This window comes from Streptomyces sp. NPDC058985 (genome assembly GCF_042740985.1).
GTDB lineage: Bacteria > Actinomycetota > Actinomycetes > Streptomycetales > Streptomycetaceae > Streptomyces.
Window position 1 is genome coordinate 34,073 of the sequence record NZ_JBHYJX010000057.1, and the last position, 15,312, is coordinate 49,384.

The 15,312-nt window shown below is 71.1% G+C and carries 14 protein-coding genes; 5 read left to right on the top strand and 9 right to left on the bottom strand.

Annotation, left to right across the window (positions count from 1 at the left end):
- Window positions 1-6: 6 nt before the first annotated feature.
- Window positions 7-1,764: an SDR family oxidoreductase gene (locus ACFW01_RS33900; RefSeq protein WP_384510052.1), complete on the bottom strand. Its 1,758-nt coding sequence runs from the start codon at window positions 1,762-1,764 to the stop codon at window positions 7-9.
- A complete protein-coding gene (locus ACFW01_RS33905) occupies window positions 1,761-2,603 on the bottom strand; it encodes a M24 family metallopeptidase (protein WP_234956406.1) in 843 nt (280 codons plus the stop codon). The genes ACFW01_RS33900 and ACFW01_RS33905 overlap by 4 nt, the downstream gene beginning before the upstream one ends.
- 250 nt (window positions 2,604-2,853) lie before the next feature.
- On the opposite strand from ACFW01_RS33905, the gene ACFW01_RS33910 reads away from it, so the two are divergent.
- The 5 genes from ACFW01_RS33910 (at window position 2,854) to ACFW01_RS33930 (ending at window position 6,759) form a co-directional block, all read left to right on the top strand.
- The gene (locus ACFW01_RS33910; protein WP_234956656.1) at window positions 2,854-3,816 is read left to right on the top strand and encodes an ABC transporter ATP-binding protein; all 963 of its coding nucleotides are present in this window, start codon (window positions 2,854-2,856) and stop codon (window positions 3,814-3,816) included.
- Complete coding sequence (locus ACFW01_RS33915) at window positions 3,806-4,714, top strand: ABC transporter permease (RefSeq protein WP_234956403.1); 909 nt, start codon at window positions 3,806-3,808, stop codon at window positions 4,712-4,714. The genes ACFW01_RS33910 and ACFW01_RS33915 overlap by 11 nt, the downstream gene beginning before the upstream one ends.
- A complete protein-coding gene (locus ACFW01_RS33920) occupies window positions 4,711-5,622 on the top strand; it encodes an ABC transporter ATP-binding protein (protein ID WP_234956401.1) in 912 nt (303 codons plus the stop codon). Before ACFW01_RS33915 ends, ACFW01_RS33920 begins: the two co-directional genes overlap by 4 nt.
- Before the next feature lie 11 nt (window positions 5,623-5,633).
- Window positions 5,634-6,353, top strand: a complete 720-nt coding sequence (locus ACFW01_RS33925; RefSeq protein ID WP_234956399.1) for an ABC transporter permease — start codon at window positions 5,634-5,636, stop codon at window positions 6,351-6,353.
- A 115-nt stretch (window positions 6,354-6,468) separates the two neighbouring features.
- Window positions 6,469-6,759, top strand: coding sequence for a hypothetical protein (locus ACFW01_RS33930; protein WP_384510056.1), 291 nt, complete (start codon window positions 6,469-6,471; stop codon window positions 6,757-6,759).
- A 182-nt stretch (window positions 6,760-6,941) separates the two neighbouring features.
- Here ACFW01_RS33930 and ACFW01_RS33935 read toward each other — a convergent pair whose 3' ends face one another.
- The 7 genes from ACFW01_RS33935 to ACFW01_RS33965 form a co-directional block, all read right to left on the bottom strand.
- Window positions 6,942-7,784 (bottom strand): HAD family hydrolase, encoded by an 843-nt coding sequence (locus ACFW01_RS33935; RefSeq protein ID WP_384510059.1) that lies wholly within the window; start codon window positions 7,782-7,784, stop codon window positions 6,942-6,944.
- Window positions 7,781-9,058 (bottom strand): serine--tRNA ligase, encoded by a 1,278-nt coding sequence (gene serS, locus ACFW01_RS33940; protein ID WP_234956393.1) that lies wholly within the window; start codon window positions 9,056-9,058, stop codon window positions 7,781-7,783. The genes ACFW01_RS33935 and serS overlap by 4 nt, the downstream gene beginning before the upstream one ends.
- Window positions 9,059-9,590: 532 nt before the next feature.
- Window positions 9,591-10,523, bottom strand: coding sequence for a prephenate dehydratase (gene pheA, locus ACFW01_RS33945; protein ID WP_122616501.1), 933 nt, complete (start codon window positions 10,521-10,523; stop codon window positions 9,591-9,593).
- Between the two features lie 106 nt (window positions 10,524-10,629).
- Window positions 10,630-11,913: an iron uptake transporter deferrochelatase/peroxidase subunit gene (gene efeB, locus ACFW01_RS33950; RefSeq protein ID WP_234956391.1), complete on the bottom strand. Its 1,284-nt coding sequence runs from the start codon at window positions 11,911-11,913 to the stop codon at window positions 10,630-10,632.
- A gap of 8 nt (window positions 11,914-11,921) precedes the next feature.
- Window positions 11,922-14,075, bottom strand: coding sequence for a copper resistance protein CopC (locus ACFW01_RS33955; RefSeq protein WP_234956389.1), 2,154 nt, complete (start codon window positions 14,073-14,075; stop codon window positions 11,922-11,924).
- A gap of 22 nt (window positions 14,076-14,097) precedes the next feature.
- Window positions 14,098-14,598 (bottom strand): copper chaperone PCu(A)C, encoded by a 501-nt coding sequence (locus tag ACFW01_RS33960; RefSeq protein WP_384510064.1) that lies wholly within the window; start codon window positions 14,596-14,598, stop codon window positions 14,098-14,100.
- Window positions 14,595-15,245, bottom strand: a complete 651-nt coding sequence (locus ACFW01_RS33965; RefSeq protein WP_234956385.1) for an SCO family protein — start codon at window positions 15,243-15,245, stop codon at window positions 14,595-14,597. The genes ACFW01_RS33960 and ACFW01_RS33965 overlap by 4 nt, the downstream gene beginning before the upstream one ends.
- Window positions 15,246-15,312: the final 67 nt, after the last annotated feature.

Below are 15,312 nucleotides of genomic sequence, written 5' to 3' on the forward strand. Positions count from 1 at the left end.
TGGAAACTAAAGCGGTGGCTTCACCCGTGCGAGACGCCTCAACACCCGTGGTGCGAAACGGGACATGAGATGTGCTCCGCGCGCCTCCGGCGTCACGGGAACGACGGCCCTGTTGTGCACGACGGCTTCCAGGACCGCGTCGGCCACCTTCTCCGGCGGGTAGTTGCGCATCCCGTACAACCGCGCACTGCGCTGCTGACGCCGCCTCTCCTCGTCGGCGTCCACACCCGCGAAGCGCGCCGTCGAGGTGATGTTGGTGTTGACGAGGCCGGGGCAGATCGCCGTGACCCCGATGCCCTGCCCGGCCAGTTCGGCCCGCAGGCACTCGCTCAGCATCAGCACGGCCGCCTTGGACGTGCTGTACGCGGGCAGGGCCCGCGAGGGCTGGAAGGCAGCGGCCGACGCGGTGTTGACGATGTGGCCGCCCTGCCCGCGCTCGGCCATCTGCCGGCCGAACAGACGGCAGCCGTGGATCACGCCCCACAGGTTGACGTCGAGGACCTTCCGCCAGTCCTCCGCGGTGGTGTCGAAGAAGGAGCCCGACAGTCCGATCCCGGCGTTGTTCACGAGCACGTCCAGCACGCCGTACTCGGCGGCGACCTTGGCCGCCAGCTTCTCCATCGCCTGTTCGTCGGAGACGTCGACGGTCTCGGCCCAGGCGTCCGGCGCGCCGATCAGCCTGGACAGCTCCGCGGTGCGTGCGGCGGACTCGGCGTCCCGGTCGACGGCCACCACGCGCGCCCCGGCCTCGGCGAACGCGAACGCCGTCGCCCGCCCGATGCCGTTGCCCGCCCCGGTGACCAGCACCAGCTGTCCGCCGAAGCGGTCGGTGTGCCTGCCCTGCGGCGCCGTCCCGGACCGTCCGTCCTCGGTGGAGGTGACGAACTCCGTGATCCAGTCCGCCAGCCGGTCCGGCCGGGTGCGCGGCACCCAGTGCTTGGCGGGCAGCGTGCGGCGGGTCAGCCGGGGCGCCCACTCCTCCAGCCCGTCGTAGAGCCGCTCCGACAGGAACGCGTCGCCGAGGGGCGTGATGAGCTGCACGGGCGCGTGCGCGTAGGCGTCGTCGCGCGGTCGCCGCAGCCGGGGCCGGACGTTGTCCCGGTACAGCCATGCCCCGTGCGCCGCGTCCGTCGGCAGGGACGCGGTCGGGTAGTCCCCACCGGGCACCTGCTCGACGCGCTCCAGGATGCGCGGCCAGCGCTTGCCGAGGGGGCCGCGCCAGGCCAGTTCCGGCAGCACGGGCGTGTGCAGCAGGTAGACGTACCAGGACTTGGCGCCCTGGCCGATGAGCTGCCCGACCCGGCGCGGGGTGGGGCGCCTGAGGCGCTTGTTGATCCAGTGCCCGAAGTGGTCGAGGGACGGCCCGGACATCGAGGTGAAGGAGGCGATGCGCCCCTCGGTGCGTCCGGCCGTGACGAACTCCCAGGACTGCACCGAGCCCCAGTCGTGGCCCACCAGGTGCACGGGTCGGTCCGGGCTGACCGCGTCCGCCACCGCGAGGAAGTCGTCCGTCAGCTTCTCCAGGGTGAACCCGCCGCGCAGCGGGCTCGGCGCCGAGGACCGGCCGTGGCCCCGGACGTCGTAGAGCACCACGTGGAAGCGGTCGGCGAGGCGGCCGGCGACCTCGGACCAGACCTCCTTGCTGTCCGGATAGCCGTGCACCAGGACGACCGTGGGCTGCCGCGGATCGCCCAGCTCGGCCACGCACAACTCGACCCCGCCCGTGCGCACCCAGCGCTCCCGCGCTCCGTCCAGCACCGTCATTTCGCCTCCGCCCAGCGCCGCACGTGCGGCAGATCGTCGTCCAGCCAGAAGGCGCTCTCCGCGGGATCCGTGGAGTCGGTGACGACCAGGATCTCCTCGAACTTCGCGCCGGTACCCCGGAAACCGAGGTGGGGTTCGACCGCCCACAGCCCCGGGCGGGGCGGGTGGTCGGAGAAGCGGTACGGCGACCACAGCGGGGACCAGCCCTCGCGGTGGCCGTGCAGCGCGTCGCCCGCCAGCCCCTTGAGCGACTGCGTGCCGAAGCCGAACAGACGTGGCGACAGCCTCCGTTCCCGCACCCGGTCCACCTTGTGGGCGATGACGCCGAAGGGATAGGCGCGGTGCCGGTTGGCATAGCCCTGACGGACCATGAGCCGGTCCACGTCCTCGTAGATCTCCCGCAGCGAACGGCGCTCGCGTACCCCGCGCAGGATCAGCTCGCGGTGTGCCGCCAGGTCGGCCGCCAGCCGGTGCTGGACCGGGTTGGGGCCGAGTGATCCGGAGTAGCCGATGTCGGCCGTGAAGCCCCGGTACACCGGGGCCATGTCCAGGATGAAGGGCATCCCCGGCTCCAAACGGCGGCCGGTGGGGAAGAACTGGAGCGGAACCCGGAAGTCCGTGAACGCCGTGCGGTCGCCGAACCAGGCGAAGGGCAGGTGGAACCAGTCCCGCACACCCCGCTCCCGCAGCCACTCGCGCTGCATCCGGGCCGCCTCGCGCTCGGTCACCCCCGGCGTCAGCCGGGCCGCCACCGCCTCGGCGCACTCGTAGGCGAGACGCTGCACCTCCCGGAATCCCCGCAGGTCCGCACGGAGTTCCGCCGCCACTGCCGTCGCCATGCCACCCCGTTCCAGCCGTCCGGACGCGGTCCGCGCCGACGGTGCTACTCGCTCGTAACGTGACGCCGCCGAATCTCCCAGTTGTTAGACCCAACGTCAATAGGATGGTGGGCGCGGGCCCTCCAACCCCGCTCCGTGGCTCTCAAGTACGGCATCCCCTACGGGCCCGTACTACTCGAGTCTGACTCCAAGACGGCTCTGCGGTCTGACGACTTCAGTGGCGCGCGTCACTACTGTCGTGGATGTGACTGTGATCGCGACCGAAAGCCTGAGCAAGCGGTTCCCCCGGGTGACCGCGCTCGACCGGCTCTCCGTGGATGTCGGACCCGGTGTGACCGGACTCGTCGGTGCCAACGGCGCCGGCAAGTCCACCCTGATCAAGATCCTTCTGGGTCTGTCTCCCGCCACCGAGGGCCGGGCCGAAGTGCTCGGACTCGATGTCGCCACCAAGGGCGCCACCATCCGCGAGCGGGTCGGCTACATGCCGGAACACGACTGCCTGCCTCCCGACGTCTCGGCCACCGAGTTCGTCGTCCACATGGCACGCATGTCCGGCCTGCCGCCCACCGCCGCGCGCGAGCGTACGGCCGACACCCTGCGCCACGTCGGCCTCTACGAGGAGCGCTACCGGCCCATAGGCGGCTACTCGACCGGCATGAAGCAGCGCGTGAAGCTCGCCCAGGCCCTGGTGCACGACCCCCAGCTGGTCTTCCTCGACGAGCCGACCAACGGCCTCGACCCGGTCGGCCGGGACGAGATGCTCGGCCTCATCCGCCGCATCCACACCGACTTCGGCATCTCCGTCCTGGTCACCTCACACCTGCTCGGCGAGTTGGAACGCACCTGCGACCACGTCGTCGTCGTGGACGGCGGCAAGCTGCTGCGCTCCAGCTCCACCACGGACTTCACGCAGAACACGACGACCCTCGCCATCGAGGTCACCGACACCGACGAACACCCCGACGGCACCCGCGCGGTGCGCGACGCGCTCGACGCCCGCGGAGTGACCGTCCAGGACGGCAGCGGCCTCCCCGGCGCCGGCCACGTCCTGCTGCTCACCGCCTCCGGCGAGGAGACCTACGACCTGGTCCGGGACGTCATCGCCGACCTCGGCCTCGGCCTGGTCCGGATGGAACAGCGCCGGCACCACATCTCGGAGGTCTTCAAGGACAGCGACGAAGCACGGAAGGAGGCGGTCGGCCATGGCAGCTGAACAGCCCACAGCCACGGTCCCGGGTGACCAGACCCGCATCCACAACATCGGCTACCGCAACTACGACGGCCCCCGCCTCGGCCGCGCCTACGCCCGCCGCTCGCTGTACTCGCAGTCCCTGCGCGGCGCCTACGGCCTCGGCCGCTCGGCCAAGTCCAAGGTGCTGCCGATGCTGCTGTTCGTGGTGATGTGCCTGCCCGCGGCCATCATGGTCGCTGTCGCCGTCGCGACCAAGGCGAACGACCTGCCGGTGGACTACACCCGCTACGCGATCGTCCTCCAGGCCGTCATCAGCCTGTACGTCGCCTCACAGGCCCCCCAGTCCGTCTCGCGCGACCTGCGCTTCAAGACCGTGCCGCTGTACTTCTCCCGGCCCATCGAGACCTCCGACTACGTCCGCGCGAAGTACGCGGCGCTGTCCTCGGCCCTGTTCATCCTCACCGCCGCACCCCTCCTGGTGCTCTATGTGGGCGCGCTGCTCGCCAAACTCGACTTCGCGGACCAGACCAAGGGGTTCGCACAGGGACTCGTCTCCGTGGCACTGCTCTCGCTGCTCTTCGCCGGTCTCGGCCTGGTCGTCGCCTCGGTCACCCCGCGCCGCGGCTTCGGCATCGCGGCCGTCATCGCCGTCCTGACCATCACCTACGGCGCGGTCTCCACGCTCCAGGCGATCGCCGACGTCCAGGGCAGCTCCGGGGCCGTCTCCTGGATCGGCCTGTTCTCGCCCATCACCCTCATCGACGGCGTGCAGTCCGCCTTCCTCGGCGCCACCTCGGCCTTCCCGGGCGGCGTCGGCCCGAGCAACGGCGAGGGCCTGGTCTTCGTCCTCGTCACCCTGGGCCTGATCGCCGGCACCTACGGCCTGCTGGTGCGCCGCTACAAGAAGGTGGGACTGTGAGCACCCTCAGCATCGACCACGTCTCCCGCTGGTTCGGCAACGTGGTCGCCGTCAACGACATCACCATGACGATCGGCCCCGGCGTCACCGGCCTCCTCGGCCCCAACGGCGCGGGAAAGTCCACCCTCATCAACATGATGGGCGGCTTCCTCGCCCCCTCCACCGGCAGCGTCACCCTCGACGGCCGGCCGGTCTGGCGCAACGAGGCCATCTACAAGCACATCGGCATCGTCCCCGAGCGCGAGGCGATGTACGACTTCCTCACCGGCCGCGACTTCGTCCTGGCCAACGCCGAACTGCACGGCCTCGGCGCCAAGGCGGCACAGGAAGCGCTCTCCACCGTGGAGATGGAGTACGCGCAGGACCGCAAGATCGCCACCTACTCCAAGGGCATGCGGCAGCGCGTGAAGATGGCCTCCGCCCTCGTCCACCAGCCGTCCCTGCTCCTGCTCGACGAGCCGTTCAACGGTATGGACCCGCGCCAGCGCATGCAGCTGATGGATCTGCTGCGGCGCATGGGCGACGAGGGCCGCACCGTGCTGTTCTCCTCACACATCCTCGAAGAGGTCGAACAGCTCGCCTGGCACATCGAGGTGATCGTCGCCGGACGCCACGCGGCCAGCGGCGACTTCCGCAAGATCCGCCGCCTGATGACCGACCGGCCGCACCGCTACCTGGTGCGCTCCAGCGACGACCGCGCTCTCGCGGCCGCGCTGATCGCCGACCCGTCGACGTCCGGCATCGAGGTCGACCTCGCCGAAGGCGCGCTGCGCGTCCAGGCCGTCGACTTCGGACGGTTCACGGCCCTGCTGCCCAAGGTCGCCCGCGACCACGGCATCCGGCTGTTCACGGTCTCGCCGTCCGACGAGTCCCTCGAGTCCGTCTTCTCGTACCTCGTCGCGGCGTAGGAGGCCGAAGAATGTACGACCCCACAGTCGCCCGGCTCACCTACCGAGCCCTGCTCGGCCGCCGCCGGGCCCTCATCCTCGGCGTGCTGCCCCTGCTGCTGCTCGTCATCGCCGTCGCGGTGCGCGCGCTGGCCGGAGTCGACGACCAGACCGCGGCGGACGTGCTGGGCGGGTTCGCCCTGGCCACCATGGTGCCGATCATCGGCGTCATCGCCGGCACCGGTGCGATCGGTCCGGAGATCGACGACGGCTCGGTGGTGTACCTGCTGTCCAAGCCGATCAAACGGCCGACGATCATCTTCACCAAGCTGATCGTCGCCATAGCGGTGACGATGGTCTTCTCCGCCGTACCCACGTTCCTCGCCGGCCTGATCCTCAACGGCAACGGTCAGCAGATCGCCGTCGCCTACACGATCGCCGCGCTGGTCGCCTCCATCGCCTACGCCGCGCTGTTCCTGCTGCTGGGCACGGTGTCCCGGCACGCGGTGGTCTTCGGGCTCGTCTACGCCCTCGTGTGGGAGGCCCTGTTCGGCTCCCTGGTGCCGGGCGCCCGCACGCTGAGCGTCCAGCAGTGGTCCCTGGCGGTGGCCCAGAAGGTCGCCGACGGAAACCTGGTGACCTCCGACGTCGGCCTGCCGACCGCGACGGCGCTGCTGGTGGGCGTGACCGTCCTCGCCACCTGGTACGCGGGCCAGAAGCTCAGGTCACTGACGCTCGCCGGCGAGGAGTGAGTGGGCCCCGGCCCGGCGGGGCCTCGACCTGACGGGGCCTTCACCCCGGCCCGGGCACACTGGGCCGGGAAGAGAACGGGGAACACACGGGGGACACGGGGCTGGGAGGACCGGGATGGCGGGCCAGACACCTCAGCAGGACGGCCACGGACGACCGCGGGACGGCGGCGAGGAAGCCACCAGGGGCGGCGCCGGGCACAGCGCCGGTGACGACGGCTGGGACGGCCTCGTCCTCGACGAGGAGTTCGTGCGCGAGGCCGGCACCTCCGAGCCCTCGGCCCGCGCCCGGATGCTCGCCGCCCGCTGGCGCCGCGAGAAGCCGGAGCCGCAGCCGTGGCGCTCCGACGAGCCGCCCGCCGGCTGGTTCTTCAGCAAGGCCAGACGCCGCAGGTGGCGCCGGAGCTGACGCGGCGTATGTCCGCCTTTAATCGGTGGCGCCCGGCTTTCCGCGGCGGCATTGTGGTGGATGCACGAGGCCGGACGGCGCCGGCGCATCGGGCGGCCGCTTCGAGCACGCGGGATGCCTCGCGTGGGCCGACCGACGGGGACGTCGGCGCCGTCCGGCTCGTGGGCTCCGTGCCGGGCGGATCAGCCCGACAGACGCTCCAGGACCACCGCGATACCGTCCTCGTCGTTCGAGGACGTCACCTCGTCGGCCACCGCCTTCAGCTCCTCGTGGGCGTTGGCCATCGCCACGCCGCGGGCGGCCCAGCCGAACATCGGGACGTCGTTGGGCATGTCGCCGAAGGCGATCGTGTCCGCCGCCTTCAGCCCCAGCCGGCGGGCCGCCAGCGACAGCCCGGTCGCCTTGGAGAGCCCGAGCGGCAGCAGCTCGACGATGCCCGCGCCGGCCATGGTCACCGTGACGAAGCCGCCCGCGGTGCGCCGGGCCGCCTCGGCCAGCTCGTCGTCCGACAGAGTCGGATGCTGGATGTAGATCTTGTTCAGCGGCGCCGACCACAAGTCGGAGGCGTCGGTGAAGGGCACCGCGGGGAGATCGCCGCCGACCTCGTACCCCGGGCCGACCAGGACGTCGCCGTCCAGGCCGTCGCGGCTCGCCGCCAGGTACAGCGGCCCGGTCTCCGCCTCGATCTTGGCCAGCGCCACCCCGGCCAGCTGGCGGTCCAGCGTGACCGAGGTCAGCAGCCGGTGCTCGCCGGCGTGGTAGACCTGCGCGCCCTGGCCGCAGACGGCCAGACCGTCGTAGCCCAGGTCGTCGAGGATGTGCCGGGTCCACGGGACCGCCCGGCCGGTCACCACGATGTGGGCGGCACCCGCCGAGGTGGCGGCGGCGAGCGCGTCCCGGGTGCGCCCCGAGACCGTGTCGTCGCCGCGCAGCAGCGTGCCGTCGAGATCGGTCGCGATCAGCCGGTACGGGAAGGACCCGGCTCCACCGGTGCCGGGATCCGTGGCGGAGGCGGTGTCGCTCACTTCTTCACCGGCTCCAGGACCTCCCGGCCACCCAGGTACGGACGCAGCACCTCGGGCACGCGCACCGAGCCGTCGGCCTGCTGGTGGTTCTCCAGGATCGCCACGATCGTGCGCGGGACGGCGCACAGCGTGCCGTTGAGCGTGGCGAGCGGGCGCACCTTCCGGTCCTCGCGGACCCGGATCGACAGCCGGCGGGACTGGAACTCGGTGCAGTCCGAGGTCGAGGTCAGCTCGCGGTACTTGCCCTGGGTCGGGATCCACGCCTCGCAGTCGTACTTGCGCGCGGCCGAGGAGCCCAGGTCGGCCGAGGCGACGTCGATGACGCGGAACGGCAGCTCCAGCGACGTCAGCCACTGCTTCTCCCACTCCAGCAGGCGCTGGTGCTCGGCCTGCGAGTCCTCGGGGAGGACGTAGGAGAACATCTCGACCTTGTCGAACTGGTGCACGCGGAAGATGCCCCGGGTGTCCTTGCCGTGCGAGCCCGCCTCGCGGCGGAAGCAGGGCGAGAAGCCGGCGTAGCGCAGCGGCAGGCGGTCGGCGTCGAGGATCTCGTCCATGTGGTACGCGGCGAGGGGGACCTCGGAGGTGCCGACCAGGTACAGGTCGTCCTTGTCGAGGTGGTAGACGTCCTGGGCGGCCTGGCCGAGAAAGCCGGTGCCGGCCATCGACTGGGGGCGGACCAGCGCCGGGGTCAGCATCGGGGTGAAGCCCGCGGCCGTGGCCTGCGCGATCGCCGCGTTGACCAGGGCCAGCTCCAGGAGCGCGCCGACGCCGGTCAGGAAGTAGAAACGTGAGCCGGAGACCTTGGCGCCGCGTTCGACGTCGATGGCGCCGAGCAGCTGGCCCAGCTCCAGGTGGTCGCGGGGCTCGAAGCCCTCGGCTGCGAAGTCGCGGTGCGTGCCGTGGGTCTCCAGCGTGACGAAGTCCTCCTCGCCGCCGACGGGGACGTCGGGGTGCACGAGGTTGCCGAGCCGCTGGAGCAGCTCCTGCGTCTCGGCGTCGGCCGCGTCGCGCTCGGCGTCGGCGGTCTTGACGTCGGTCTTCAGCTGTTCGGCGCGCTTCAGCAGCTCCGCCTTCTCGTCGCCGGAGGCCTTGCCGATGAGCTTGCCGAGGCCCTTCTGCTCGGCGCGCAGCTCGTCGAAGCGCACGCCGGACGACCTGCGTCGCTCGTCGGCGGACAGGAGGGAGTCGACGAGCGCGACGTCCTCTCCACGGGCGCGCTGAGAGGCGCGCACACGGTCGGGGTCCTCACGGAGCAGGCGAAGGTCAATCACGCGGTCAAGGCTACCGGTGTGCGGTGACGGGTCTCGACCCACTATTGCCGAACGCGCGTCTCACGTTCCGTGCGGCCGGTCAATGAAATGCTGCGGCATCCCTGGAACGAGGCACCTGAGGGACGACGGGTTGACCGGATTTCCTTGTGGGGAACGGGACTTGAGGCGTGACTACCCACAGGAATCCACAGCCCGAAAAAGTTATCCACAGGCTGTGCGAAAGATCTGTGGACTCTCGGAAGTGATCATTCCCAATTCCTGGGGGCGGCCTGTCCAAACCCTCCATGCCTGCACTTTCGAGTGGAAACGGGACACCCGGTGTCACTCCGGAGGATGGGGTGCAAGAAACAGGTGGACGAAGGGTGGCTTGGGCCTCTGTGGACGAAGTGGGGGGCTGTAGGGGGATATGTCGACTGAATGCCCTTACGTTGTCGACTTGTCCCCAGGTCGAGATGCAGACCTGTGGATAACTCCTGTGGATAACGAAAATCAGCAGGTAGGACCGGTCGCACGGGGCCGTCGGAACCGGCCGTCAGAACCGGCCGTCCTGGCAGCGCGCCACCCAGTCCGCGGCCGCGACGAACGCCTCGTCCGAGGTGCCCGGCAGCAGCGCGTCCACGTCCGCGACCCCGACCTCCGCGCGCGGGTACGAGCCCAGGTAGCGCACCTGGAGGCAGGTCCGCTTCAGGCCCATCAGCGCGTCGGCGACCCGGCGGTCGGAGATATGACCCTCCGCGTCGATGCAGAAGCAGTAATTGCCGATGCCCGCGCCGGTGGGCCGGGACTGGAGCAACATCAGGTTGATGCCCCGGGTGGCGAACTCGCCCAGCAGATCACGCAGGCCACCGGGGTGGTCGTCCCGCTGCCAGAGCACCACGGACGTCTTGTCCGCGCCGGTCGGGGCCGCGGGCCGGGCCGGACGGCCCACCAGCACGAAGCGCGTCTGCGCGTTCTCCGCGTCGTGGATGTCGGCCTCCAGCACCTCAAGACCGTAACGGGCCGCGGCGAACTCGCCGGCGAAGGCGGCGTCGTACCGCCCCTCCTGGACCAGGCGGGCGCCGTCCGCGTTCGACGCGGCGGACTCCCAGGCGACGTCCGGGAGGTGTGCCTTGAGCCAGTTGCGGACCTGGGGCTGGGCGGCCGGGTGGGCGGTGACCGTCTTGACGTCCGACAGCTTGGTGCCGGGGCGGACCAGCAGCGCGAAGGTGATGGACAGCAGCACCTCGCGGTAGATCATCAGCGGCTGGCCGGCGACCAGCTCGTCGAGGGTGGTGGTGATGCCGCCCTCGACGGAGTTCTCGATCGGCACGAACGCGGCCTCGGCCTCGCCCGTGCGCACCGCGTCGAGCGCGGACTGGACCGAAACGTACGGGACCAGCTCCCGGGTCGCCGTCTCCGGAAGTGTGCGCAGGGCGACTTCGGTGAAGGTGCCTTCAGGGCCGAGATACGCGTAACTGGCTGGCATGACCTCACCCTAATGGGCCCGGGGAGACACGGCTCACGTGTCTCATACCGGCCCCTCGCGCGGGTGAGACGCGGGTGAGACCCGGTTGCTCCCGGGTCCCGCCGGTTCACCCCTCCAGCAGCCGCTGGCCCACGTACTCACCCTCCGCGGCCCCGCCCGGCACCGCGAACAGGCCGCTCGCCTCGTGCCGGATGAACTGCGACAGGGCGTCGCCCCGGTCCAGCTTGCGCTGGACGGGTACGAAGCCGCGCAGTGGGTCGGCCTGCCAGCAGATGAAGAGCAGGCCCGCGTCCGGGACACCGTCGGTGTCGAAGCCGTCGTGGTAGGAGAAGGGGCGGCGGACCATGGCCGCGCCGCCGTTCTGGTCGGGCCGGGTGATGCGGGCGTGGGCGTTGATCGGGACGACGAGGTTCCCCGCCTTGTCCGTCTTCTCCAGGTCCATCTCGGTCGTCTCGCCGCCCCCGGACAGCGGCGCTCCGTCCGACTTGCGGCGGCCGATGACGTCCTCCTGGCCCTTGAGCGAGAGCTTCTCCCAGTCGTCCAGGAGCATGCGGATCCGGCGTACGACGGCGTAGGAGCCGTTCGCCATCCAAGCCCGCTCGTTCCTCCCCGGCTGGTCGGGGACGAAGATCCGCTGGTCGAAGTCGGCCTCGGACGGCTTCGGATTGCGGGTGCCGTCGACCTGTCCCATGAGATTGCGGGCCGTCATGGGGCGGGCGGTGGCGCCCGGTGACCGGTTGAAGCCGTTCATCTGCCAGCGGACGCGGGCGGCGGCTCCGGCGTCCCGCTGGATGGCGCGCAGGGCGTGGAAGGCGACCAGGGAGTCGTCCGCCCCGATCTGCACCCACAGGTCGCCGTTGCTGCGGTTCCTGTCGAGGTGGTCGGAGGAGAAGTCGGGGAGGGGGTCGAGGGCGACCGGGCGTTGTCCGTCCAGGCCGGTCCGGCCGAAGAAGCTGTACCCGAAACCGAAGGTGATGGTCAGCGAGGAGGGCCCCGAGTCCCGGGCCACGTCCGTGTCACGGGTCCCGGCCGGTTCGCCCGCCATCAGCCGGCGCGCCGTGTCGGACCAGCGGCGCAGCAGCGCGGCGGCCTCCTTGCGTCCGGCTCCGGCCGTCAGGTCGAAGGCGACGAGATGGCCGCAGGCCTGCATGGGGTCGGTGATGCCGGGCTGATGTTTCCCGTGAAACATCGCCCGCCCGCTGCCCAGCGAGGTGAGCGGGGCGGCCGCAGTGGAGGGGGCGGCGGCGTAGCCGGTGGCGCCGCCGGCCGCGCCGAGTACGAGCCCCGTGGCACCGGCGGTGCCGAGCAGCCGCCGACGCGAGACACCCTCGCGGGCGGCGGTCTCGGCGGTCTCGGCGTTCAGAGCTTCCGGAGTGGTCTGGTCAGACATGGTGCGGTTCAGCCGATCTGCGCGTTCTTGGAGACGGTCACCTGGTCGATGTCGGAGGTCCGCACGGTGACCGAGACTTCCCAGTCGCCGCCGATCGGGATCTGCACTCCGCTCGCCGACCAGTGGCCGGTGGTGATGTGGTCCGGGGCGACGGGCAGCGGCCCGATGTCCTTGGACTCCTGGGTCAGGGCGACCTTCACCTCGGGTATGTCGAAGGCTGTCCCGTCCGGGCGCTCGACGTAGAGGTGCAGGTCGTTGGCGCCGACCCGGGCGGGGTCGAGTTCGACCCGTACGACGCCCTTGCCGTTCTGGGAGCCGGTGTCGAAGGGCATGTCCAGGGTCACCGCGCCGGTGGATGGTGCGGGCGTGGTGGCGGAGGAGGCGCCGGTGGCCTTGGCCTCCTGCTCCGTCCGGCCTGGCTCGGTCTGGGTCAGCACGGTGGTGACGGCCAGCAGGACGACGGCGACGCCCGCCTCGGCGAGCACGGAGCGGCGCAGTCCGAAGCGGTTCGGGTCGGCGTCCCGCTGCCGCTTCTGCCGGGCGGCGTCCACGGCGGCGCGCTGCCGGGCGAGCTGAGCGGCACGCTGGGAGCCGCCGGAGCCGTTCGCGGCCCCGGAACCCTTCCCGCCTCCGGCCCCCTTGGCACCCGCACCGGCCCCCTTGGCACCCGCACCGGCCCCCTTGGCGCCCCCGGAGCCCTTCGAGCCACCGGTCGCCTTGCCGGAGGCTGCCGCCTTGCCGGAAGCCGCCGCATTGTCGGAGGCGGCCGCTTTCCCGGAAGTCTTCGCCTTCCCGTTTCCCCGGCCGGACGACGCGCCCACCCGCTCCTTTTGCGCCTTCTCGTCCTTCTCGTCCTTCTCGCCCTTCTGGCCCTTCTGGCCCTTCTCGTGCTTCTCCCCTTGCCCCCGCTGCCGGACCACGCCCGGGGCCGCCGCCCCCGCCAGCTGCGCGGTCCACCGGCGCGAGAGGTAGGCGATGCCGACCAGTACCGCGACGAGCCCGATCTTGACGAGGAGCAGTTGTCCGTACCGCGTGTCGGTGAAGGCCGTCCAGGAGCCCAGCTGGCGCCAGGACTGGTACGTACCGGTCACCACCAGCGCGACCACGCTGCCGAAGGCGACGCGCGAGAACCGGCGTACGGCGACGGCCGGGACCGGTGTGTCCGCGGGGCCGCGGTACAGCGCGACGAGCAGTGCGGTGAGTCCGCCGAACCAGGTGGCCACGGCGATCAGGTGGACGATGTCGGCCGGCATGGCGAGGCCCGCCTGGAGGCCCACGGAGGCGTGCTCGGACATCGCCCAGGTCGCCGCGAGGCCCGCCGCGACGACGGACCCGCCGACCGCGAGCCCGAAGGTGAGGTCCTTCTTCTCCTCGTCCTCCCGCTTGTCGTAGGCGCCGAAGAGCACGGCGACGAACAGCGCGGCGGCCGCGAGCAGCAGCAGCCGGGAGATCAGCGCGGCGCCGGTCTTGGTCTGCAGCACCTCGCCGAGCAGGTTCAGGTCGACGATGTCACCGGCCTTACCGGAACCGGTGTAGGAGCCGCGCAGCAGCAGGAGCATGAGGGTGGCGGCGGTCAGCGCGAGCCACCCGGAGACGACGACCCGCTGGACGACGCGGACCCCGGAGCCGCGCGGCCAGCAGGCCAGCACGAAGGCGGCGCCGCCCACCAGCACGGCGAACCCGGCGTACGACACGTACCGGCCGAAGCTGTAGAGGGTGCCGACGAACCCGCCGCCCGCCTCCTGGGCGGAGACGGAGACCGAGGTGTCGGACGGGGCTCCGACGGAGAAGGTGTAGGCGCCGGCGACGGGGTGGCTGTCGGCGGAGACCACCTGGTAGGTCACCGTGTAGGTGCCGTCGGGCAGCCCGGTGTGCAGCTTCACGGAGTACGTCGTGCCGCCCGTGCCGGACGGGCTGCCGTCGTCGACGCGCTTGCCCTTGGGGTCCAGGACGCGCAGCGAGTCGTCGTCCAGGGAGACCGACTCGGAGAAGGTGAGCGAGACCTGGGCCGGAGCCCGGTCGACCACCGCCCCCTGCTGGGGGTCGCTGCCGGTCAGGGCGGCGTGCGCGGAGGCCGGTCCGGCGCCGGCGAGCAGCGCGCAGGCCGCGGCCAGGAGCAGCAGCACCAGGGTCCGGAAGCGTGGGGCGATGGTCTGTGTCAAGGTGGTCCCTCCCTCGGTCCGGTCAGTTTCCGGTGTGTGCGGAGTGTCCGGTGGGCTGGTAGGTGGCCGCCTTCACGGGCACCTTGACCGTGACGGGGTCGGACTGGGCGAAGTGCAGTTCGACGGTGACCGACTGGCCCTGCTTCGGCTGCTGCTTCAGCTTCTCGAACATCAGGTGGTTTCCGCCGCTCTTGAACACGAGTTGACCGTGTGCGGGGATCTTGAGGCGGTCCACCTCCTTCATCGTTCCGTCGACGGTCTCGTGCACGGTGACGTCGCCGGCCTCGCTGGTGACCGAGGTCAGTTCGTCGTCCGAGTCGCCCTCGTTGGTGATGGTGAGGAATCCGGCGGCCATCGAGGCGGAGACCGGCTGCGGTATGTAGGCGGCGCCGACCGAGAGTTCGGCCCCGGAGGCCCCGGAGGCCCCGGAGGCCCCGGAGTCCGCGCCGCCGCAGCCCGCGAGGGCCAGCGTGCCGATCACCGCGAGGGCCGCGAGGGCGGGGCGGGTGCCGCGGCCGCTCACGGGTTCTCTCCCTTGACGAGCTTGGGGAGGTCCTTGGTGTAGTCGTCGACCGTGGCGTCCTCGCCGTAGAGGACGTAGCCCGCGTCGGACTTCGGGGAGAAGGCGACGACCTGGGTGCCGTGGGTCGAGACGATCTTGCCGTTCTTGTCCTTGGCCGGCGGGTCGATCGAGATGCCGAGGGTGCGGGCGCCGGCCTGGATGGTGTCGAAGTCGCCGGTCAGGCCGACGATCTGCGGGTCGATGCCCTTGAGCCACTTGCCCAGCGCGGCCGGGGTGTCCCGTTCCGGGTCGGTGCTGACGAACACGACCCGGAGCTTGTCCTGCTCGGCCTGCGACAGCTGCTTCTTGGCCACGGCGATGTTGTTCATGGTCAGCGGGCAGACGTCGGGGCAGTGCGTGTAGCCGAAGTAGACCAGCGTGGGCCGTCCGGCGGTCTGCTCACGGAGGTCGTACTTCTTGCCCTGGGTGTCGGTGAGGACGAGGTCGGGCTTCTCGAAGGGCTTGTCGAGGACGGTGGCGGCCTGCTGGGCGGTGTCCTCGGAGACCATGGTGACCGGCTTGTCGCTGTCGGCGCCGCTGCCGCAGGCGGACAGGGTCAGGGAGGCGGCGGCGAGCAGGGCCGCCGCGGCGAACGTCTTCTTACGCATAGAAAAATGTCCCAGATGTGAGGTGCACCGGTGCGCGCCGGGGGCCGTCGGACCGACGGCACGGCGC

Coding starts and splice junctions, on each gene's coding strand:
- ACFW01_RS33900 (WP_384510052.1), bottom strand. CDS start 1,764: ATGACGGTGCTGGACGGAGCGCGGGAGCGCTGGGTGCGCACGGGCGGG.
- ACFW01_RS33905 (WP_234956406.1), bottom strand. CDS start 2,603: ATGGCGACGGCAGTGGCGGCGGAACTCCGTGCGGACCTGCGGGGATTC.
- ACFW01_RS33915 (WP_234956403.1), top strand. CDS start 3,806: ATGGCAGCTGAACAGCCCACAGCCACGGTCCCGGGTGACCAGACCCGC.
- ACFW01_RS33925 (WP_234956399.1), top strand. CDS start 5,634: ATGTACGACCCCACAGTCGCCCGGCTCACCTACCGAGCCCTGCTCGGC.
- ACFW01_RS33930 (WP_384510056.1), top strand. CDS start 6,469: ATGGCGGGCCAGACACCTCAGCAGGACGGCCACGGACGACCGCGGGAC.
- pheA (WP_122616501.1), bottom strand. CDS start 10,523: ATGCCAGCCAGTTACGCGTATCTCGGCCCTGAAGGCACCTTCACCGAA.
- efeB (WP_234956391.1), bottom strand. CDS start 11,913: ATGTCTGACCAGACCACTCCGGAAGCTCTGAACGCCGAGACCGCCGAG.
- ACFW01_RS33965 (WP_234956385.1), bottom strand. CDS start 15,245: ATGCGTAAGAAGACGTTCGCCGCGGCGGCCCTGCTCGCCGCCGCCTCC.